Raw genomic sequence first — 20,883 nt, forward strand, 5'->3', positions numbered from 1 at the left:
TTATTGTTGTTTCCAGATCAAGAGACCCGCCAACAAGCTCTGCACCGCAAACACCAGGCTCGACATCCCATGCAGCATGCCGAAACGGCTGCGCATGGCGTCGTCCATGATGCCCGACGGCGCCTGCGCCTTGATCTCGCTCATCAAGGGCGTGATGCCGAAATGGCTGACCAGCGCGCACACCAGCATGGACAGCACCAGCGCGGCGAGCAGGCGGCGGCGCCTCAAATCGAGTGTGCCTGGCGCCCATTGCAGCAAGGCCAGCAACACCAAAGCGCAGGCGATGGACAGCCAGGCTTCGACACGGAACAGACTGCCGGCGATATTACCTGCCAGCACACGGTCGCTCAGGGTAGCGAACAGGGTGGGTGCGACCACAAAGCCGATGGTCCACAGGCTGCCGGCCCACAGGGTGGCGACCAGGATGCGCAGGCGGGCCGGCATCAGATGTACAGCACTTCCAGGATTTCGTATTCGCGCGGGCCGGACGGCGCCTGCACTTCGACCACGTCGCCGGCATACTTGCCGATCAGCGCGCGGGCGATCGGCGAAGTCACCGATACCTTGTTCAGTTTCAGGTCGGCTTCATCGAGGCCGACGATCTGGTACGTCACTTTCTGGCCCGAATCCAGGTCTTCCAGGTTCACGGTCGCGGCAAACACCACGCGGCCTTCCGCGTCCAGCGTGGTCGGGTCGATGATTTGCGCTGCGCCCAGCTTGCCTTCGAGTTCGGCGATGCGGCCTTCGACAAACGCCTGGCGCTCCTTGGCGGCATCGTACTCGGCGTTTTCCGACAGGTCACCGTGCGAGCGCGCTTCGGCGATCGCATCGATGACGATACGGCGTTCCTTGGTCTTCAAATGATGCAGCTCTTCTTTCAAGAGTTCTGCGCCGAATTTGGTCAATGGGACTGAGGTCATGTTATCTCTACTATCTGCTAGTTATCGGTGGTAAATGCATGCACCAAGTGAAAACCACAGAGGCCGCGCGCTGCTCTGCACGGAACTCTGTGGTTGATAAGCATGCAGTGTACCGCCTAACGGCGGCCACTGCAAATAACACTGGACGCGATCTTAATGCAGGGTCTTGTGCAAGCCTTGCAGATCGTACACGCGCAGTTCATCGAGGTGACGGATGCCTTCGACGGCCGCTTCCGCGCCGGCGATGGTGGTGTAGGTCGTCACGCGCGCGGCCAGGGCCGAGGTGCGAATGGCCCGCGAATCGACGATGGCGCTGCGTTTTTCCTCGACGGTGTTAATCACCAGCACGATCTCGTGGTTCTTGATCATGTCGACCACGTGCGGACGGCCTTCGATCACCTTGTTCACTGGCGTGACAGCAATGCCGGCCGCCGCGATCACGGCCGCCGTGCCCTTGGTGGCCACCACCGTGAACCCGGACGCGACCAGATCACGCGCCACTTGCACGGCGCGCGGCTTGTCCGACGACTTCACGCTGATAAAGACCTTGCCGGCCTTCGGCAGGTTCACGCCGGCGCCCAGCTGCGACTTGACGAACGCTTCGCCAAACGTCAGGCCCACGCCCATCACTTCGCCGGTCGACTTCATTTCAGGGCCGAGGATGGTATCCACGCCAGGGAACTTGACGAACGGGAACACAGCTTCCTTGACGCTATAGTACGGCGGCACGACTTCCTCGGTGATGCCCTGCGAGGCGAGGCTCTGGCCGACCATGCAACGGGCGGCAATTTTCGCCAGCTGCAAGCCGGTCGCTTTCGATACGAAAGGCACGGTGCGCGAGGCGCGTGGATTGACTTCCAGCACGAACACGACGTCGCGCATTTCACCTTCAACTTCCTGCTTCTGGATCGCGAACTGCACGTTCATCAGGCCGACCACGTTCAGGCCCTTGGCCATCAGCGCCGTCTGGCGTTTCAGTTCGGCGATGGTTTCCGGCGCCAGCGAATACGGTGGCAGCGAGCAGGCCGAGTCGCCCGAGTGCACGCCGGCTTGCTCGATGTGTTCCATCACGCCGCCGATAAAGGTGGTTTCACCGTCGGAGATGCAATCGACGTCGCACTCGATGGCGTCATTCAGGAAGCGGTCCAGCAGCACCGGCGAATCGTGCGAGACCTTGACCGCTTCGCGCATGTAGCGCTCGAGGTCGCGTTGCTCGTGGACGATTTCCATCGCACGCCCACCGAGCACGTAGGAAGGACGCACCACCAGCGGGTAGCCGATTTCCTGGGCCAGCGCCAGGGCGTCGGCTTCGGTGCGCGCGGTGCGGTTCGGCGGCTGGCGCAGTTCCAGCTTGTGCAGCAGTTGCTGGAAACGCTCGCGGTCTTCGGCCGCATCGATCATGTCGGGTGAGGTGCCGATGATGGGCACGCCGTTCGCTTCCAGGTCCAGCGCCAGCTTCAATGGCGTCTGGCCGCCGTACTGCACGATCACGCCGACCGGTTTTTCGATGGCGACGATTTCCAGCACGTCTTCCAGCGTCAGCGATTCAAAGTACAAACGGTCCGAGGTATCGTAGTCGGTCGACACGGTTTCCGGGTTGCAGTTGACCATGATGGTCTCGTAGCCGTCTTCGCGCATGGCAAGGGCGGCGTGGACGCAGCAATAGTCGAACTCGATACCCTGGCCGATACGGTTCGGGCCACCGCCCAGCACCATGATCTTTTTCTTGTCGGTCGGATTCGATTCGCACTCTTCGTCATACGTCGAATACATGTACGCCGTGTCGGTCGAGAATTCAGCCGCGCAAGTATCGACGCGCTTGTAGACGGGACGGATGTTCATCGCATGGCGCTGCTGGCGCACGGCCGTATCGGTCGTCTGCAGCAAAAAGCCCAGGCGGCGGTCCGAAAAACCTTTTTGCTTCAGCTTGTACAAGGTGGTTTTATCGAGGCCTTCCAGCTTCTGCGTGTCCAGCCACAATTCCAGGTCGACGATTTCCTTGATCTGGATCAGGAACCATGGGTCGATCTTGGTCAGGTTGTGCACTTCTTCCAGGGTGAAGCCCTGGGCAAACGCGTCGCCCACGTACCAGATGCGCTCGGGACCTGGCTCGCCCAGTTCCTCTTCGATCTTTTCGCGGTCCTTGGTTTTTTCGTTCATGCCGTCCACGCCCACTTCCAGGCCGCGCAAGGCTTTCTGGAACGATTCCTGGAACGTACGGCCGATCGCCATCACTTCACCGACCGACTTCATCTGCGTCGTCAGGTGGTGGTCGGCGGTCGGGAATTTCTCGAACGTGAAGCGTGGAATCTTGGTGACGACATAGTCGATCGACGGTTCGAACGAGGCCGGCGTGGCGCCGCCCGTGATTTCGTTGCGCAACTCGTCGAGCGTAAAACCGACTGCCAGCTTGGCGGCGATTTTGGCGATCGGGAAACCGGTGGCTTTCGACGCCAGTGCCGACGAACGCGACACGCGCGGGTTCATTTCGATGACGATCATGCGGCCGTCAGCCGGATTGATCGAGAACTGCACGTTCGAGCCGCCGGTGTCGACGCCGATCTCGCGCAATACCGCCAGACTGGCGTTGCGCATGATCTGGTATTCCTTGTCCGTCAGGGTCTGCGCCGGCGCGACCGTGATCGAGTCGCCCGTGTGCACGCCCATCGGGTCCAGGTTTTCGATCGAGCAGATGATGATGCAGTTGTCCGCCTTGTCGCGCACCACTTCCATCTCGTACTCTTTCCAGCCCAGCAAGGATTCTTCGATCAGCAATTCCTTGGTCGGCGATGCTTCCAGGCCGCGCTTGCAGATGGTTTCGAATTCTTCTTCATTGTAGGCAATCCCGCCACCGGAGCCGCCCATGGTGAACGACGGACGGATAATGGTCGGGAAGCCGACCGTGCGCTGCACGGCCCACGCTTCTTCCATCGAGTGCGCCACGCCGGAACGGGCCGAACCGAGGCCGATCTTGGTCATCGCGTCCTTGAACTTGGAACGGTCCTCGGCCTTGTCGATCGCTTCCGGCGAGGCGCCGATCAGCTCGACGTTGTATTTCGCCAGCACGCCATTGTTGAACAGGTCCAGCGCGCAGTTGAGCGCCGTCTGGCCACCCATCGTCGGCAGGATGGCGTCAGGACGCTCCTTGGCGATGATGCGCTCGACCACCGACCAGGTGATCGGTTCGATATAGGTGACATCGGCCATTTCCGGGTCGGTCATGATGGTCGCAGGGTTGCTGTTGACCAGGATGACTTTGTAGCCCTCTTCGCGCAGGGCCTTGCACGCTTGCGCACCGGAATAATCAAACTCGCAGGCCTGGCCGATCACGATCGGGCCAGCGCCAATAATCAGAATACTTTTGATATCTAAACGTTTAGGCATTTTTCTTTTTCTCCTCCGCGTCCATCAGCTTGATGAAGCGGTCAAACAGGTAAGCAACATCCATCGGGCCCGGCGACGCTTCAGGGTGGCCCTGGAAGCAGAAGGCCGGCTTGTCCGTGCGGGCAAAGCCCTGCAGGGAGCCGTCGAACAACGATTCATGGGTCACGCGGCAGTTGGCCGGCAAGGTAGCGGCGTCAACGGCGAAACCGTGGTTTTGCGAAGTGATCAGCACCTGTTTCGTTTCCAGGTCCTGCACCGGGTGGTTGGCGCCGTGGTGGCCGAACTTCATCTTCAGCGTTTTTGCGCCGGAAGCCAATGCCATGATCTGGTGACCGAGGCAGATGCCGAAGGTCGGGATGCCCTTCTCGATCAGCTCGCGGGTGGCGGCAATCGCGTAGTCGCATGGCTCCGGGTCGCCGGGGCCGTTCGACAGGAAGATGCCATCCGGATTCAATGCCAGCGCATCGGCGGCGCTCGCTTGCGCCGGCAGCACGGTGACCTTGCAGCCGCGCGACGTCAGCATGCGCAGGATATTGCGCTTGACGCCGTAGTCAAACGCCACTACATGGTATTTCGCATCGGCGTCCGCCAACTGGCCGTAGCCTTCGCCCAAGGTCCATTCCGTATCGCGGAATTCATAGGCCGCCTTGGTCGAGACGACCTTGGCCAGGTCCATGCCGGCCAGGCCGGGAAAGGAACGGGCCAGGTCCAGCGCTTGCGCGGCCGATGGTTCGTTGCCTTGCGTGCCAACCAGGATGGCGCCGCCCTGTGCGCCCTTTTCACGCAGGATGCGCGTGAGCTTGCGCGTATCGATGCCGGCGATGGCGACGATATTTTCAGCTTTCAGGTAGTCGGACAGGGACAGGGTGGAACGGAAATTGGATGCCAGCAAAGGCAGGTCACGGATGATGAGGCCGGAAGCATGCACCCTGGAAGACTCGACGTCTTCCGGATTGACGCCCGTATTGCCGATATGCGGATAGGTCAGGGTGACCATCTGGCGGCTATAGCTGGGGTCGGTGAGGATTTCCTGATACCCGGTCATCGAGGTGTTGAAAACAACCTCGCCCGTGGTATGACCGGCGGCGCCGATCGAAAAACCTTTGAAAATCGTTCCATCAGCAAGCGCTAATATGGCTGGAACGGCAGGGCCAGAAAAAAATGGCGGCAAGGGCAACTCCTGATAAAGTTACCGTAGCTGCGCCACGTCAGACCGACCGCCTAGATACCCGAGTCGCATGCGCTCAGGGTGTTTCAACGGTCATTTTGAATGATGGGATGGGTAGTCGCTACGGTATGTGTGTGATTGGCTAAACCTTTGAATTATAACCAAAAGGCAGCTTTTCCACAAGGAAGAAAATGCAGATTGATGGCCGTTCGGCATGCGCGGAACGGCTTGTCAGGCAATAGCGGCTGCTACTCAGGCCGTGATGGCGGCAATGCCTGCTTTGGCGATTTGCGCATCTTCATGCGATTTCACGCCCGACACGCCAACGGCGCCAACATAGTGGCCATCGTAAATGATGGGCACGCCGCCTTCGAGCAGGCCGTCGATTTCCGGTGCGCTCAGGAACGAGACCCGGCCGCCATTGATCATTTCTTCATAGATGCGCGATTCGCGGCGGCCCAGCGCGGCCGTCTTGGCTTTTGCCGGGGCGATATGCGAGGAGATCGGCGCCACGCCGTCCATGCGCTGCATCCACACCAGATGGCCGCCGTCATCGACGATGGCGATCGCTACTGCCCAGTTGTTCTTGACCGCTTCCGCTTCGGCGGCGGCGGCGATTTTCTTGATGTCTTCCAGGCTCAGTACCGGTTTCGATTGCATGATGCTTCCTTGTGATGGTGATTCGGTGATTCGGTGATTCGGTGATTCGGTGATTTAAAATTGTAGCTGAAACAGGAACGCCAGCGACAGTATTTACTGCGCGCGTTTGGCCTTGAGTTTCTGTTTGATCTGCGCCATGACGGCAAACGTCGCCTGCTCGCCGGCCAGGATGGCCTGGTTGCGGCTGGCAAAATCGTTGCCCTTCATGGTGCCCAGACTGGGCTGGATCACCACGTCGGCGTCTTTCAGTTCGAACTGGTTGATGCGCTGGCCCATGATGGCGAAGGTCTGCATGATCACTTCCATCGAGCTGATCGCCTTCTGGGTATCGGTTTGCGAGGAAATATTGACGGCGATAATGAAGTCCGCGCCCATGTCGCGCGCAAAGCGCACCGGCACCGGTGCCACCAGGCCGCCGTCCACATAGGTATGACCGCCAATCACCACCGGCTGGAACACGCCCGGCACGGCCGACGAGGCGCGCACGGCCATGCCGGTATTGCCCCGTTGGAACAGGATCGGCTGGCCGTTTTTCAGGTCGGTGGCGACCACGCCAAACGGAATCTTGAGTTTTTCCAGCGACACGCCGCCAACAGCCTTGTTGACATAGCTTTGCAGCGCCTCGCCCTTGAGCACCCCGGACGACTTGCCGAACAGCGGCAGCGCCCAGTCGGAAATAGCGGCCTCGTCCATGTCAAACGCCATCTTCTGCAGCGCAAAACCGGAGTTGCCCGCCGCATACAAGGCGCCCACCACGCTGCCGGCGCTGGTGCCGGTGACGATATCGGCATCGATGCCTTGCGACTCGAGCGCCTTGATCACGCCGATATGGGCAAACCCCCGCGCCGCACCGCCGCCCAGCGCCAACCCGATCTTGATCTTGCGCGGCGTGACGGCCGCCGGCTCGGGCGGCGTCAGCACTTGCACGGGTTTCGGGGCGGTGGTCTCGCAGCCGGCCAGCACGAAGGCGGCCAGGGCAAGCAGGGTCAGGCGTTTAGGGAGCATAGTGGACAGGTAGGGTGCCGCGCGCGGCAGTGACAGCAAAGGAAGCGCCGATTGTAGCGCAAGCGGCCCCAAGGCGGATGAGGCCGGGCTTAAAGAACATGCCAGCCACGGTTGCAGCCGTCGACTCACATCGATATCGCGTCAATAAATTATGAATGCAAATGCTTCTCATTTATAATTTGGTTTTTTTCACATCATGCCAATCAACCAATGCCTATCAAGCAAACAAATCCAGGTTTTTCCCGCCCCACCCACACGCTGGCGCTGGCCGCCTTGCTGGGCGCCTGCCTTGCCCCGCAGGCCTGGGCGCAAACCAGCGCCGAAGCACCGCCCGATCTGCCTATGGTGCGCGTCAATGGCCAGAGCGAGCCCGATTCGGGCGGACAGATCGAGAAAAGCGCACGCGCCGGCCTGCTGGGCGAGAAGAACTTGCTCGACACGCCATTCAGTGTCAGCAGCTACACCAGCGAGCGCATGCTCGACCAGCAAGCGCTGACCCTGGCGGAGGTGCTGGGCGGTGATGCATCGACGCGCTTTACCGGCCAGATCGGCGGCGTCACCGATTCCTTCTTCATCCGGGGATTTCCTCTGAACGAAGGCAATCTGAGCGAAGTGGCATTCGATGGCGTGTATGGCGTGTCGCCCAATTATCATTTATTTACGGAATACCTGGAGAGCGTGGAAGTGTTGAAAGGTCCTGCCGCCCTGCTCTACGGCATGTCGCCGAATGGCGGCGTGGGAGGCGTGGTCAATGCGGTACCCAAGCGGTCCTTGCCGCGCGACCTGACGCGGCTGACGCTGGACTACGGCTCGGACACCCAGTTGGGCGCCGCGCTTGACGTGAGCCGTCGGTTTGGCGAGGAGCGCCGTTTCGGCGTGCGCGTGAATGGCTTGCATCGCCAGGGGCGAACGCCGCTCGATCACCAGCGGTCACGGGCCGAAGTGGCTGCGGTAGCACTCGATTACCGTGGTTCACGCCTGCGCGCCTCGCTCGACCTGATCGAACAGTATCAATGGATCGACGCGCCGACGCGTCCGTTCCTGGTCGCCGCCAGGCTGCCGGTCCCGCAAGCACCCGACGGCCAGCGCAATATCGCGCAATCGTGGGGCTGGTGGAAATCCAACGACCTGGCCGCGCTGGGCAAGCTGGAATACGAGCTCAACGATGATATCAGCGTGTTCCTGGACGCCGGGGGAACCCGCTCGGATGTGCTGCGCTATTCGGATCAGACACCGACCATTACCAGTGCCGCCGGCGACATGACGGTCATCCCGATGAACTGGAAATTCCGCGTGCGACGCGCCAGCGGCGACAGCGGCGTACGCGCGCGCTTTCGCACCGGCGCCATTCAGCATGCAATGGTGGTGATGGGCAATGTCTATCGCGACGAGTTTGGCAGCATCAGTCAGGCCGGCAAGCTGATCACATCGAATATCTACGCGCCGGTCGCCGTCGCCGATCCCGGCGTGCCTGCACCGGGCCGCACGCCCAAACTGTCCGCCTCGACGCTGTCGAGCCTGGCAGTGGCCGATACGCTCGACATGCTGGACGGGCGTGTCCAGCTGACACTGGGCATCCGCCGCCAGTTGGTCGAATCGAAGAACTACAACGCCGCCAGCGGCGCTCTGCAGACGCGCTACAAACAAGGCGCGCTGACACCGCTGGCGGGCCTGGTGGTCAAGCCCTGGCGCCATATTTCGCTGTATGGAAATTATATTGAAGGTCTGAGCAAGGGCGATATCGCCCCCAATATCGCCAGCAACGCGGGACAGGTATTTACGCCGTACAAGAGCAGGCAACATGAGCTCGGCGCCAAGGCGGACATGGGAGAGGTACTGGCCACCATCGCGGTGTTCCAGGTCAGCAAACCCAGCGGCCAGCTCTACGGCGCGGTGTATCGCATGGACAGCGAGCAGCGTAACCGTGGCCTGGAGCTGAACCTGTCCGGGGCTGCCAGCAAAACGGTGCGCCTGCTTGCCGGCCTGACCGTGCTCGACGCACGGCTGGTCAAGACCAATAGCGCCGCCACCAAGGACAAGCGGCCGGTGGGGGTTCCCGCAGTCATGGCCAACCTGGGAGCGCAATGGGATCTGCCGGCCCTGCCAGGCCTCACCGCTACCGCCGCCGTGAGCTACACCGGCAAACAGTATGTCGACCAGGGCAATGTGCAATCGGTGCCGTCGTGGGCCAGGGCCGACCTGGGCCTGCGCTACCGCACCACCATCGGCGGCCGCGCCACCACCGTGCGCGCCGGATTGATGAACGCCTTCGATCGCCATTATTGGGCAGGCGTGGCGTCTTATGGCACCATCTCGCAATCGGCGCCGCGTACCGTGCAGCTGTCAGCGGCGTTCGATTTGTAAGCGGCGACATCAACACACCGGGCCGCCCTCCTACTTCGAATACCCCTGCTCATTGAACTGTCCGGCATCCAGCTTGGCCCAGGCATGCCGTATGCCCCACCACATCAGATAGGCATTGCCGCCGCCACGCGCGCGAAACCACGGCTTGACCGGGTCGATCGGCCGCACCGTGGCCGGCGGCAGCACCAGCACCCCCGTCGTCCGCCCCGCATCGGTGGTGCCGGCCACCAGCACGTTCTGTCCGAAGTGATTGGCCTGCGCGATGGCCAGCGCCACATTGGTCAGCGCCGTGGCGGCGCCCATCTCGCCCAGCAGCGCCGGCGTATTGAAGCTCTGTTTCAGGAAATCAAAGGCCGGCAATTCCATCGTCAGGGTCTGCGCCAGATTGCCGAGGCGATCGGACGAGGCGGCGTGCGCATGGTGCGCGTCGTGTATCACATAGCCGATCTCGGTATCGCTCTTGCGCCCATTGCCGGCCGCCTGCGCCAGCGTGGCCTGCCAGGCCTGCACCGTGGGCGGCGGCAGGCCCTTTTCCGCCACGAAATCGCTGACCTGATGCGTGGCCGGATAAGCGATCCACGCCAGCGCATCGCGCTCGGTCTTGAACTGCGGGCCGGCCAGCACCAGCAACACCATGTTTTCATTGATCTGCTCGTCTTTCGGAAAGCTGGGCGCATCCCAGCTCATCACCCACACCGTTTCATCGGGATGCGCGCGCAGATAATCGAGGGCGGCGGCCAGCGAGACAAAACCGGCGTTGGCGCCGCCCGCAGTGACCCGCACATCGGGCGGCGTGGAGCGGGTCCATGAGTTGGGGAAATTGGGGTTACCGATGGAAAATGTACTACTGATTTGCTCGCGCAAATCCTCGCCGGCCTGCAGCGGGTCAAACCGCTCGGCGGGGAGCGCATACTCGACATGAATACCCGCCAGTTCGCGCCAACCAATTTTATTTTTTACGTCGTGGGCATTATAGAAATACGTAGGATTGGAAAAATACATGCCATGGAATTTTGTTATTACCTGCCTAACATATTTAATGTGGAAATTATCAAAACTACCTTTCCCATTGTTAGATGAGGCAATCCCCGCCACTGATCGAACATCGGAGAAATCGGCAGGGTACAATTCAACCATATCATCTTTTTTATTTGGCTTCACTTTTCCCATAGTCCATAGCAACTGCCACTCGGTGGGATAATCCTGGCGTTGCAAAGGATTCAGCCACTGCACTCCCACCACTTGCGCAATGAACGGCAAACTCGCCTCTACAGTTTCAAGCTTGCTTTTATCGATAACTACTTGCTGCGTCGTTGCACAAGAGGACAATCCTAAGGCGGCCGTAATTGCCGCCACAGAAGAAAAGAAAAAATTTTTAGCCATCACATTATCTCCGATCTAATTTTTAAAATTAAATATTCACTTCGAAATATTTTCACGTAAATTTTTTATTTTTTCCGGCATTGCTCCCTCCTTGCATGTCTCCACCCATTTCAAGGCATAGGTTTATACACATCTCCGCGTCAGCCCGCCAAGTTTGCTTGGCGATAACAGTGGGGCGGAAAAATCCGTTTACATTCAAGCACTTGCGGGAGCAGTTGTAAACTATTGATTTTTCAGGTTTACTCTCGTCTTTTGGCTCGCGAAATAATGACTAAATCGACGCACTGGACGGGCCTGGAATTTGCTGAACTTGACCTTGGGGACTCCCGCCTTGACAGTCGCGCCAGGAAGATCGTGGCGCGATTTGCCGACAAGCCCTCGTCCAGCATTCCTAAGTCGTGCAATGGCTGGGCCGAGACGATCGCCACATACCGATTTCTCGAGAACGACGCCGTCGAGTGGCGCGACATCATGGCACCGCACTGGGCCAAGACGCAGCAGCGCATGGGCGAACACCCCGTCATTCTGTGCTTGCAGGACACGACCGAACTCAATTTCAACGGGCAGCAGATCGAAGGTCTCGGGCCGCTCAGCTATGAAGTCCAGCGCGGCATGTATGTCCATCCAACGTACGCCGTCACGCCGGAACGGTTGCCGCTAGGCGTGCTCGACGCCTGGATGTGGGCGCGCGAGAAGATCAACGCTGCCGGCGTTCGACCGGGAATCAAGGAAAGTGGCCGCTGGATCGAAGGCTACGGGCGGATCGCCGAGATGGCCGCCGAGATGCCGGCGACGCGACTGGTGTACGTGGCCGACCGCGAGGCCGATATGATCGAGCTGATGACCTACGCACAGGACTGCGGCACGCCGGCCGACTGGCTGGTGCGCGCGAAGACCGACCGGGCACTGCCAGAGGGCGAGCGATTGTGGGCGCACACGCTCGATGGTGCGCCGGTGGGGGAAATCAGTTTCGTCATCGGCGCGCGCGACAAACAGAAGGGCCGCAAGGTGCGCCAGCAACTCTGGGCCAGGCGTGTGGAACTGCCGGCGCGGCGCGGCGTCAAGATCGCTGCGACCTGCGTCATCGCGCGCGAAATCGATGCGCCCGCCGGCATCGAGCCGATCGAATGGCGCTTGCTCACCAATCGAACCGCCACCACCGTCGATGAGGTGATCGAGTTGATCGACTGGTACCGCGCGCGTTGGGAAATTGAGATGTTCTTCCATGTGTTGAAGAACGCCTGCAAGGTCGAGGCGATGCAGCTCTCCCACATCGACAATCTTGAACGCGCGCTGGCGCTGTTCATGATCGTGGCGTGGCGCGTCTCCTATCTGATGCGCATCGGGCGCATCTGCCCGGATCTCGACGCCAGCCTGTTCTTCGACCCAGATGAAATCCGTGGCGCTTACCTGCTCACGAAGGAGCGACGGCCGGATCAGCCTCCGACACTTAACGATGTGGTGCGCTTGATCGCGCGCATCGGCGGCTTCCTTGGACGAAAAGGCGACGGCGATCCGGGCGTCAAGACAATCTGGCAGGGCATTCAGGATGTGCGCGTGGCTGCACTCACCATCAAAGCGCTACGCGACGAAGCTGGGTGATTTGTGTATAAACCTATGATTTCAAGGGAGTCAACTTATTGATCTTTCCTTCTGAAAAGTATTCAATAAACAGATTCAGATTCATATTTTTCTTACCGTCAAAATCATCAAGAAACCGCCAATCCGCCATCGTCCTCAGTTCCCGCAAATCCTCGTCCCGCAGATAGCAGCAGCCCACTGCCACGTCATACGCCAGCGCCTTTTGCGCATGCTCGCTGTTGGTCATGATGGTCGAGTGGTCGGTCGCATAGGTACCGACGTTGCTGGCCAACATGCCCTGGATTTTCTGATTGCGCCAGGCGGTGTAGTCGGCCGTGGCCGTTTCGGGCTTGTCTTCCTGCGTCACATGTTCGTTGTTGGCGACCATGCCGTCGCGCTTGGCCGCCATGCGCAGTGCGGCGTGGTATTCATATTGCAGCGACGCTTCGCTGTGGGCATCGCCGCGCGCGGCGTCGGTACGCTGCTGCTCGCCATGCAGGCCGCCGCGCGGTATGCTGATATCGCCAAAAAATGGATCGCCCTTGGCGCGCACGGTTTCCTTGTCGCGTTGCCAGCCGTGCGGATCGAGCCCCATGTCGAAACCGGACTCGATCTGGCCAAACAGTTTTGCTTTCGGCAAAAAGGGCTCGGGCAGGTCGGGCGCTTCGAGCGGAATTTTCCATCGCGCGTCGGGCGAGGCGTTGATGGGTTTGCGCATCAGGCTGGTGGCGATGATGAAGGCCGGCGCGAATGCCACGGTCAGTACCTTGAACAGCCAGTTATTTTGCGCTTCCAGGCCCTTGGCCACACTGTAGCGGGAGAGCATGGATTGCGGTTTCCAGAAATCGTCACTGCCGGCGACCAGCGCCGGGCAGTGATTGGCCCAGTAGTCATACTCGCCTTGCTTGCCAACCGGATAACCTTCGGCAAATACGCGCTGGGTGAATACGCCCTGGCCGCCAGCCCGCGCAATTTCGCCCGGATCGACCACGCCATGCCGGTCTCGCTGCGGCACGCCATCCTTGTCCTTCCTGGGGCCGCACAGGCCACGCCAACCCATGCCTTGCACGGTCAGGGACGAGATCACCTGGTCGTGCGGATTGCAATACAGGGTCACGCGGCCCATGGTGGCGCCTTGCAGCCCGTATTGGTTCAGGTCCTGTTGTGCCTTGAAAGGATGGTTGCTGCCACTCATGGCGGCATCGATTTTTTCGGCTGGCCATTGCTGGGCTCTGCGCGCCCCTATCATCGCGAAGAATGCCGCCAGCGTCTCGAACCGGGCGGCGGCTGTCTGGCGGCCGCTGCTGCCATCGGCCGCCTTCAGGTTCGAGGCCGTCCAGTTATCAGCCATATTGTCTTCGACCACGCTGTAGGGGGGATTGCATAAAACATAATTATCGGCAATGCAGGGCCATGACCTTCCCTGCGCATCGCTGACCTTGGGCAGGCGTTCGCCGAGAAAGGCAGCGGCCATGCTGACCATATTGCCCTGGCTGTGGCAAACGATGGTGATCGGCACATCGGCCTGCTTTTGCCGGATGGCCTGGATCAGGCACGCCAGCCGATACGCCGCCAGGACAAAATAAGGACGCGGCGGACACGTATAGACCTTGCGGTCATTGGTGGGATTGAGGTGCTGGATCTGCAGCCAGAGAAACAACTGGTCCGATAACCCTTCCCCCCACAAGTCCGGCAGCGAAGTGCAGCCGTTGGCGAACGGGCCGCCACCCCAATAATTCTGTTCATTCAGGAATATCGCGTCGCCGTAGGTCTGCAGTTCCGTGTCGTTGGCCGCATAGCCCCAGCGAAAACGGATCACGGGCGAATAGCCGTCGCTCTGCATGAAAGTTTTCGGCTTCATTTTCGGGTTGATGAAACCGTCCCGCGTCAGCTGGTCCAGATAACGGGCGGGCGTCATGGCAATGCCTTCCTGCGCGCTGCGGCCGGGATCCTGCTGGCGCCGGTGCAAGCGCTCGTTGAGTCCGTCGCACAGCCCCTGCTCCGCCTCGTCATACCATTCCCCGTCGGAATTGACGCCATGCACGAAAATCATGATTCCCGGCAGGGGCAGGCGCGTGCTGACCGGCATCAGGCCGTGGTCGAAGCGCAGCAGGCCGTCGTTTTCGCCGATCTGGATATACTTGCTTTCATCGAAAGGCAGGGCGTTCGACGTGGGTTTGGCGCCGGTTTTATGTCGCGTCATGGCATCTCCTCTTGCTCGATCAAAACAGTGAACATCAGTCGCGCGGCCTGAAAATGCGCACCTTCAGCTTTTCCAGCGTATCGCCAACGATGGCCTCTGCCTTGCCCTCGCCGTCGGCGTCGAATACCTGGCGGGTGCCGTCTTCGCGGTCAATCACGATCTTGACGCCCTTGACGGGACTGCCGTCGAGGATGGAAACGGCCTGCGGCACCCGGCCCAGTTCCGCCTCGCCAAAGCCGGGCAGCTCGGCCGTGGCGCTGGCCGGTCCGTTCCAGTGATGGCCATCGGTCCGTATCGTCAGCGCGCCGGGGCCGCCCAGCTCGACTTTCCCACCTGACAGCTTCAAATAGGCGCCGCCCGCCGTCATGAAGGTGATGTCATCCTGGGCGATACCGATCAGGCTGGTATTGGCCGTCATCTTCAAGGCCTTGGCGGCGTTGAGCTGCATCTCGTCGAACTGGCTTTGCATGAGAAATTTGCCATGGTGCGCGATCTGCGCAATGCCGCCCTGGTGGGCGAACACGGAGATACCTTTGCCGGCGTGAATGCTGCAATGCTGGCCGGCGCTCAGTTGCACATGCTGCTGCGCCACCGTGTCGACATTGACGCCGGCATAGCTGACGATGGTCTTCGGGCTGCTCAATGCCAGCCCGGCCGGCGCCGTCAGGCTGGCCGTAGGCGCAGCGGCGGTGGCCACGTCGTCTTTCAGGGCGGCGGCGGGCGACGCGTCCAACGGCAGCGCCTGGTGCGCGGCGCCGTACTCGCCCAGCGACTTGAACAGGTCCAGGCACTCCTGCATCAGGGCCAGATGCTCATTCGCCGACAACTGACCGCCGGCGGCATCGAGCCGCTTCCAGGCCGACAGCAGCAGCGCCTTGCCGCTGCGAATGGCGCCGCCAGAGTCGCTGCGCAACTCGAAGCCGTCGCCGCGCTGTGCCGCCGCACCACCTGCGCGCGGTTCGACCAGAAATCCCAGATTCAGCTCGGTGGCGGCATGGTCGCTGGCCAGTTGAGCGCTGATCTGCGCCGGCGTGTCGTCCATGCGCAATTGATTGCCGCGTTGACCACGCACTTCGCGGCTGCGCAAGCCGGATTGATAGCGGTTTCCCGGTAGCGCGCCGCGCTTGCTCAGGGCCGGCGGCGGGGCGACGGCATTGAATAACTGGCCCAACACGATGGGCCGGTCAGGATCGCCGGCCAGAAAACCGATCAGCACCTCCGCACCGACGCGCGGCAGCGACAGCGCTCCGCACTGGTGCGCACTACCCTGCCCGTCGCCGGCCCAGTTGCTGACGACGCGCAACCAGGCCGTATCGCGTTCGGTATCGGACGCCCCGCTGCCCTGCGCATGGGCGTGGTCGGCCGCGCGCGTCGCCGGAAAACGGACCTTGATGCGCCCCTGGCCGTCGCAATGCACCTCCTCGCCGGCGGGCCCGACGACGATGGCGCTTTGCAGTTGCGGCTGCGGCACGTCGCGTTGCGGATCGAAAGCCGGCACCAGCGCCACGCCGGAGCGCATGCAGGTACAGCGCATGCGGTAACGGGGCATGCCGGGCTGCGCCTGGCCATCTGCGCGGCCAGCCTCTTGCGTCGCCCAGCCGCTGGCGGCAAACAGACGGGCAACCAACGCATCTAGCTGCAAGGGCAAGTTATTGGTGGCGTGCACTTCCAGCGCGGTGACGAAAAAACGACGCTCTTCAGGCCGGTGCCGGTCGATTTCAGGATGGCCCGCCAGGCTGAAATGCTGCCCTGCGGCCAAGGCGCGCACCACGCCTTCGGCGTGAAAGCACTTGGTATCGAGATCGTGGCGCGCCATCGCCAGCAAGCCCAACTGGCGAAAATCATCGCTGCCGTCGCCCAGGTGCGGCGTGGCGACAAAATAATCGTCGACACTGGCGGCCCAGCGGTTGCCATTGGGGCCCTGGTCGGCCGCCCCGCTCAATGCCATTTGCATGAACGGGCGGTTGCGCGGCGCCGCATCATCCCAGCTGTGAAGACCGATGCTGCCCGCTTGCAAAGTACGCACCGCGCCCCAGGCGGTGAAGGTGTCACTGTGCTCGGTGGCGCCCGCGCGATGGTAGCGGATAACGGGCGCCGTGTTGTCCGGCAAACGCCGCGCATCGTCAAACAGGAACAAGGTGTGTGCAGGCGTATCGCCAGGCGCCGTCCTCGTCGCTCCAGGCGGACGACGCCCCGGACGAATCACCCAGGCAATGCCGCGCCGCGCGAGCAGCCGGCGAATAAAGGCGGCATCGGACTCGTTGTGCTGCATGGTCAGTTCACGCGCCGGGAAGTGGCGGCCGGCCAGTGCCTGGTCGACTTCGCAAGCAAAAGCGGCGCTGATGACAGGATTGCCGAGCCGCCATTCGGCAATCAACAACTCGACGATATCAAGTTCATTCTTGCTGCGAAATACCCGCGTATTACGGCGCTTTTCCATCAGCGCCAGCGCGTCATGCATCACCAACCGATAGGCGGCCAGGCCACCGTCGCTCTGGCCCGCCGACGCCTGCGCGATGATGCCGCAGACGCTGCGCAAGCGCCCCTCATCGGTGACGATCAGCAATTCGGCCGCCACGCCGATGAATTGCTTGAGTGGCAGGTGGGCGTCGAGCGATACGCAACAGATGGTGTATTGCATGCCGCCACACACGGTTTCGCTGCCATCGACCTGCTGTGGCAGCACAATGTCGTCATTCAAGCCGTCCGCATAGGCCAGGCGCAGCCGCAATGGCCGGTTGCCGGCACCGAGTTCTTTTGCCATGCGCATGAACTGCATGAAATCGCCGGATCCATCCATTGTCTTCTCCTGTCAGCGGGTACCACCGTGCGATGTAGAGTGGCTGGCTCATCAGTATTCGGCTTTGTCTCCATGTTGACACTGCGCAACATCAAGCCGCACCGGGAAACCGGATCTCGTAGTGCATCTCGTCACAGTCACGCATTGCCTCTTCGGTCTGCAGGCGGGCCGTTTGTCCCAGGCAAGCGCCACCACCGGCCATGCCAGCGGCCAGCGTGACGCCATGCACATCGGCCGCGCGCAGGATCAGGCGAATTTCAAATTGCACTGAAGGCAAGCCGAAAAGACTCAACATGCTGCGCAAGGCCAGTCCGGCTGAACTTCCTGGTAAAAATTCATCAAATTGTGCGCGACTCAGGGGACCGATCCACAGGCGCAAACGCAAATCGCTGCGCCTGCATCGTTCTCCCAGCATGACACCCTGGCCCAAAGACACATTTGCCACTCCCAGCAGCGACCGTTCATCGCTGGCGCGCGTATGCCAGGCGTTCACAAACGACTCGATCCGTACCGGCACGCCAAAATAGTCGCCCAGTACCTCGCCCATCGACTCGCTGCTGACCGGACGCTGGCGCAGCACCGCCGCATGGCAGGCAATAGCTTCCGATGGCAAGGCGCCTGCCTTGGCGAGCTGCGCAGGCCAGGCGCCAGCCAGCGCCAGTTGCAGCGGCAAATAGCCGGGCCGGCCTTCGGCATCAACTTGACACTCGATGCGGCTATCGGCCCAGGCGCGATAAAACATGGCCGGCGCGCGTTGCCACACGGCGTCGAGAAAGGCGCGCGCACCGGCGTGACCACTCGCTCTTTCCTGGCTGGCCAGGCGTTCCGTATAGTGCAGTGGCAAAGTGCCGTGCACGCCCAGCAGACCCAGCAAACTGGGCCGCAGATGCACGCGCCGCTGTGCGCTGTCGTACCAGACCGCTTCCACTTCGCCGGCAGGAAACGCCAGCGCCACGCTGTTATGGAAGCGCACGCCATCCTGCAGCGCCGATTCAGGGCAGGCCCCTTGCCGGCATACCCAGCGCTCCAGCAAGCGCACGGTCTGGAAAAAACCAAACCGGTAAGGCGCCTCGGATAACAGGGCGATCACACCAGCACTTGCTGGCCATTGCGAGGCTGGCATCGCAGCAACTCCTTTCCGCTCTGGTGGGAAAGCAACAGCAAACGGCAATAGCTGTTCACATGCACATACAAGCCCAGCACATGGTCGATGACCTGCGCAAAGGCATGCAGGCCGCTACCGACATACGCGTCTTCATCAACGGTCAGCAAGACATCGATGCCGAATACCAGCGTGCCGCCGCTGGCGTCCGGCATCCAGGTGCTCGACGCGCGGTGCGCCAGCGCCATGAGGCCTTGAATCTGCCGCCGCGACATCTGTGAGGCTGGCAAATTATGCAATTCCAGTAATTCCTGAAACATCGGCAGTCCTTCCTGGAGCAAGGACTGATGATTCAAGGACAGCAGCGATAGCAAACGGATCTGCGTCATCAGGTCCAGGGCGAACCGGCAGGTCGGGCTTGGCCGGCGCAACAGACGCACCGGCAAGGTATTGGCCACGCTTTCATGCCGCAAGTCTCCATCGACGGCGCCGTAGGGTAGTGCGGCAGGCAAGTCACGATTGCTGCACGTGATATCGACCGACACCGTCGTGACGACCTCCGGTCCATGGTCGGCATCGCTGTCGACAAACGACAGACGCACTTCATGGCCGGGCGTGCCGTGTGCCCTTGCCTCGTCGCGCCGCGCCACCCAGTAGCGGTTGCGTCCGCCATTGCGCGGCCCATGGCGCATCGCATAAAACGGCTGGCAATCGGTGACGGCGTTCACGCCGGCGCCCTGGCGCACCAGCCGTACCGCATCGATGCTGTGGACATCGTAGGCATACGCGTATTTGTGCTCTGCCACGACGGGATAGTCGCTTTGCGTGTGTGTCAGCTGGAAAGGCGAAGCGGCCTGCGCAAACAGATTGACCACCGGCGTACAGCCCAGCAGGAAATTTTCTGATGACAAAGAGCGCAACAGGCGCCCGCTGCCGCCATCGGCTGTCACTTCCCGCAAGCCCAGGTACAGCGTGCAGCGCTGGCAAGCCGCTGGCAGGCAGGCCTTGATGGCAGCCAGATCGATATCGAAAAACTGGAATTTTTCGGGAAACGCAAAGTATTCGGTGAGCAAGCAGTAGGCGCGATGCGAACCTGGCTGGCGCGGCAACAGCGCTTCTTGCGGCAGGAAGCCAGCAGCGCGCAACGGTACTTGCGCCAGCCTGTGCCTGACGCCGCCCACCTCGATCCAGGCACTGGCGGCATGCAAGAACAAGGCATCGCGCAGCGTGGCGGACATCGAGGCCGCGCCGGCGATGTAGACGCGCACGCTCGACAACGTCAGCCGCTCCAATGCGCCCACCGCAGAAGTGGACGCAATATCGATGGCGATGGCGGTGTTGATGTCAGGCGGCAGCTCGATACCGGAGCGATCGGGAAACGGGATGAAACGCGCGGCCGGCAAAGACAGGGGCGCAAGCACCACGTCATACGCAGTACGAAACTTGCAGACCACGCCTTGATGCAAAGACGCATGCATCACGGTGCCGCGCGCAATGGTATCGATACCGTCACGCACCATGCCCAGCGTCCCACTGGCGTCCACATGCGCAATCGAGCACGACGGAAATGGCCTCAGATAGTGAGGGAAATTTACTTCCAGCATGGATTCGGTAAAGATCTTGCGCCCGTCCTCCAGCTTTTTCGCCGTACGCGCATTGCACAAGGCGTATGCCTCGATCAGGCGTTCGATCTGCGGATCCTGGCAGTCACCGCCCGCCACACCCAGCGCGCCGGCAATGGAGGGATAGCGCACGGCAAACTCCTGTTGATGCGCACGCAGCAGGCCCAGTTCCTCTTCGTAGTACTTCAACAACGTCCTCATGCGCGCTCTCCTGGTCATTGCGAAGCCGCAATCGCCGTCGATGGAACTGCGATGATAAAATAATTGTTGCATTGCAATTTGCGCAGGAACAAACGATGCCTGCTCTGCTCAACTTGCCGCATGGCGGTGCTGCGCGCACGCTTGCCGACCGAAATATGCTTGACAGCCAAACACAAACTCCATTACATTGGCTGCATGTCCTCCTTCAAACTTCCATCCCCTTCCCTGCTGTCGCTACCGCGACTACTACTGGCACGCGCCTGAGTTGCCGCTTTGCTGCGCCTGGCTACACGCCGGCGTGTTTTGAAAAAACCCTGGAAGGTTTGATGATGTTTGCACCATCCCCGATACACAACGCAATCCCCGCAGCCACTGCCGCTGTCTTTGAGCGTCTATCGCTACCGATCGCTTGCCTGGCCTAGCGTTGCGTGGCCGCCCGGCAAGCTTGCGCCACAGCCGATTTCAATTCCCCCCCATTTTCAGGAGTACC

Annotated in this window: 14 protein-coding genes; 3 read left to right on the forward strand and 11 right to left on the reverse strand. The window is 61.1% G+C overall.

Annotated features, from left to right (window positions below):
- The 6 genes from CD932_RS00925 to CD932_RS00950 all read right to left on the reverse strand — a co-directional run bounded on the left by CD932_RS00925 (window position 1) and on the right by CD932_RS00950 (window position 7,137).
- Complete coding sequence (locus CD932_RS00925) at window positions 1-444, reverse strand: DUF4149 domain-containing protein (protein ID WP_176460836.1); 444 nt, start codon at window positions 442-444, stop codon at window positions 1-3.
- On the reverse strand, window positions 444-920 hold the full coding sequence (gene greA, locus CD932_RS00930; RefSeq protein ID WP_094441003.1) for a transcription elongation factor GreA: 477 nt from the start codon (window positions 918-920) through the stop codon (window positions 444-446). The genes CD932_RS00925 and greA overlap by 1 nt, the downstream gene beginning before the upstream one ends.
- A 153-nt stretch (window positions 921-1,073) precedes the next feature.
- Complete coding sequence (gene carB, locus CD932_RS00935) at window positions 1,074-4,304, reverse strand: carbamoyl-phosphate synthase large subunit (RefSeq protein WP_094441004.1); 3,231 nt, start codon at window positions 4,302-4,304, stop codon at window positions 1,074-1,076.
- Window positions 4,297-5,475 (reverse strand): glutamine-hydrolyzing carbamoyl-phosphate synthase small subunit, encoded by a 1,179-nt coding sequence (carA, locus tag CD932_RS00940; RefSeq protein WP_094441005.1) that lies wholly within the window; start codon window positions 5,473-5,475, stop codon window positions 4,297-4,299. Before carA ends, carB begins: the two co-directional genes overlap by 8 nt.
- 249 nt (window positions 5,476-5,724) lie before the next feature.
- Window positions 5,725-6,132, reverse strand: a complete 408-nt coding sequence (locus tag CD932_RS00945) for a heme-binding protein (protein WP_094441006.1) — start codon at window positions 6,130-6,132, stop codon at window positions 5,725-5,727.
- 93 nt (window positions 6,133-6,225) lie between these two features.
- A complete protein-coding gene (locus tag CD932_RS00950) occupies window positions 6,226-7,137 on the reverse strand; it encodes a patatin-like phospholipase family protein (protein ID WP_094443368.1) in 912 nt (303 codons plus the stop codon).
- Between the two features lie 210 nt (window positions 7,138-7,347).
- On the opposite strand from CD932_RS00950, the gene CD932_RS00955 reads away from it, so the two are divergent.
- Entirely contained in the window at window positions 7,348-9,501 is a 2,154-nt protein-coding gene (locus CD932_RS00955) for a TonB-dependent siderophore receptor (RefSeq protein WP_094441007.1), read from the forward strand.
- Between the two features lie 30 nt (window positions 9,502-9,531).
- Here the strand turns inward: CD932_RS00955 and CD932_RS00960 are convergent, their stop codons facing one another.
- The gene (locus tag CD932_RS00960; RefSeq protein WP_254926414.1) at window positions 9,532-10,884 is read right to left on the reverse strand and encodes a hypothetical protein; all 1,353 of its coding nucleotides are present in this window, start codon (window positions 10,882-10,884) and stop codon (window positions 9,532-9,534) included.
- Window positions 10,885-11,151: 267 nt separating this feature from the next.
- Between CD932_RS00960 and CD932_RS00965 the strand changes: the two genes are divergently transcribed.
- Window positions 11,152-12,486, forward strand: coding sequence for an IS4 family transposase (locus tag CD932_RS00965; RefSeq protein WP_094440899.1), 1,335 nt, complete (start codon window positions 11,152-11,154; stop codon window positions 12,484-12,486).
- Window positions 12,487-12,499: 13 nt separating this feature from the next.
- On the opposite strand, the gene CD932_RS00970 is transcribed toward CD932_RS00965, so the two are convergent.
- From CD932_RS00970 to tssF, 4 genes are all read right to left on the reverse strand, one after another.
- Window positions 12,500-14,668, reverse strand: coding sequence for a DUF3274 domain-containing protein (locus tag CD932_RS00970; RefSeq protein ID WP_094441008.1), 2,169 nt, complete (start codon window positions 14,666-14,668; stop codon window positions 12,500-12,502).
- A 34-nt stretch (window positions 14,669-14,702) separates the two neighbouring features.
- On the reverse strand, window positions 14,703-17,468 hold the full coding sequence (locus CD932_RS00975; protein ID WP_094441009.1) for a type VI secretion system Vgr family protein: 2,766 nt from the start codon (window positions 17,466-17,468) through the stop codon (window positions 14,703-14,705).
- Between the two features lie 91 nt (window positions 17,469-17,559).
- Window positions 17,560-18,591, reverse strand: a complete 1,032-nt coding sequence (gene tssG, locus CD932_RS00980) for a type VI secretion system baseplate subunit TssG (RefSeq protein ID WP_094441010.1) — start codon at window positions 18,589-18,591, stop codon at window positions 17,560-17,562.
- Window positions 18,555-20,393 (reverse strand): type VI secretion system baseplate subunit TssF, encoded by a 1,839-nt coding sequence (gene tssF / locus CD932_RS00985; protein WP_176460837.1) that lies wholly within the window; start codon window positions 20,391-20,393, stop codon window positions 18,555-18,557. The genes tssG and tssF overlap by 37 nt, the downstream gene beginning before the upstream one ends.
- A gap of 95 nt (window positions 20,394-20,488) precedes the next feature.
- Between tssF and CD932_RS29125 the strand changes: the two genes are divergently transcribed.
- Complete coding sequence (locus CD932_RS29125) at window positions 20,489-20,815, forward strand: hypothetical protein (protein WP_141213145.1); 327 nt, start codon at window positions 20,489-20,491, stop codon at window positions 20,813-20,815.
- Window positions 20,816-20,883 lie beyond the last annotated feature (68 nt).

The organism is Janthinobacterium sp. PC23-8 (genome assembly GCF_002250505.1).
In the GTDB taxonomy this organism is placed as follows: Bacteria; Pseudomonadota; Gammaproteobacteria; order Burkholderiales; family Burkholderiaceae_D; genus Janthinobacterium.

Excerpts from the sequence above, each read along its gene's own strand:
- carB (WP_094441004.1), bottom strand. The coding sequence starts at position 4,304 with ATGCCTAAACGTTTAGATATCAAAAGTATTCTGATTATTGGCGCTGGC.
- CD932_RS00960 (WP_254926414.1), bottom strand. The coding sequence starts at position 10,884 with ATGGCTAAAAATTTTTTCTTTTCTTCTGTGGCGGCAATTACGGCCGCC.
- CD932_RS00965 (WP_094440899.1), top strand. The coding sequence starts at position 11,152 with ATGACTAAATCGACGCACTGGACGGGCCTGGAATTTGCTGAACTTGAC.
- tssF (WP_176460837.1), bottom strand. The coding sequence starts at position 20,393 with ATGAGGACGTTGTTGAAGTACTACGAAGAGGAACTGGGCCTGCTGCGT.
- CD932_RS00925 (WP_176460836.1), bottom strand. The coding sequence starts at position 444 with ATGCCGGCCCGCCTGCGCATCCTGGTCGCCACCCTGTGGGCCGGCAGC.
- CD932_RS00970 (WP_094441008.1), bottom strand. The coding sequence starts at position 14,668 with ATGACGCGACATAAAACCGGCGCCAAACCCACGTCGAACGCCCTGCCT.
- CD932_RS29125 (WP_141213145.1), top strand. The coding sequence starts at position 20,489 with ATGCCTGCTCTGCTCAACTTGCCGCATGGCGGTGCTGCGCGCACGCTT.
- CD932_RS00950 (WP_094443368.1), bottom strand. The coding sequence starts at position 7,137 with ATGCTCCCTAAACGCCTGACCCTGCTTGCCCTGGCCGCCTTCGTGCTG.
- tssG (WP_094441010.1), bottom strand. The coding sequence starts at position 18,591 with ATGCCAGCCTCGCAATGGCCAGCAAGTGCTGGTGTGATCGCCCTGTTA.
- greA (WP_094441003.1), bottom strand. The coding sequence starts at position 920 with ATGACCTCAGTCCCATTGACCAAATTCGGCGCAGAACTCTTGAAAGAA.
- CD932_RS00955 (WP_094441007.1), top strand. The coding sequence starts at position 7,348 with ATGCCTATCAAGCAAACAAATCCAGGTTTTTCCCGCCCCACCCACACG.
- CD932_RS00945 (WP_094441006.1), bottom strand. The coding sequence starts at position 6,132 with ATGCAATCGAAACCGGTACTGAGCCTGGAAGACATCAAGAAAATCGCC.
- CD932_RS00975 (WP_094441009.1), bottom strand. The coding sequence starts at position 17,468 with ATGGATGGATCCGGCGATTTCATGCAGTTCATGCGCATGGCAAAAGAA.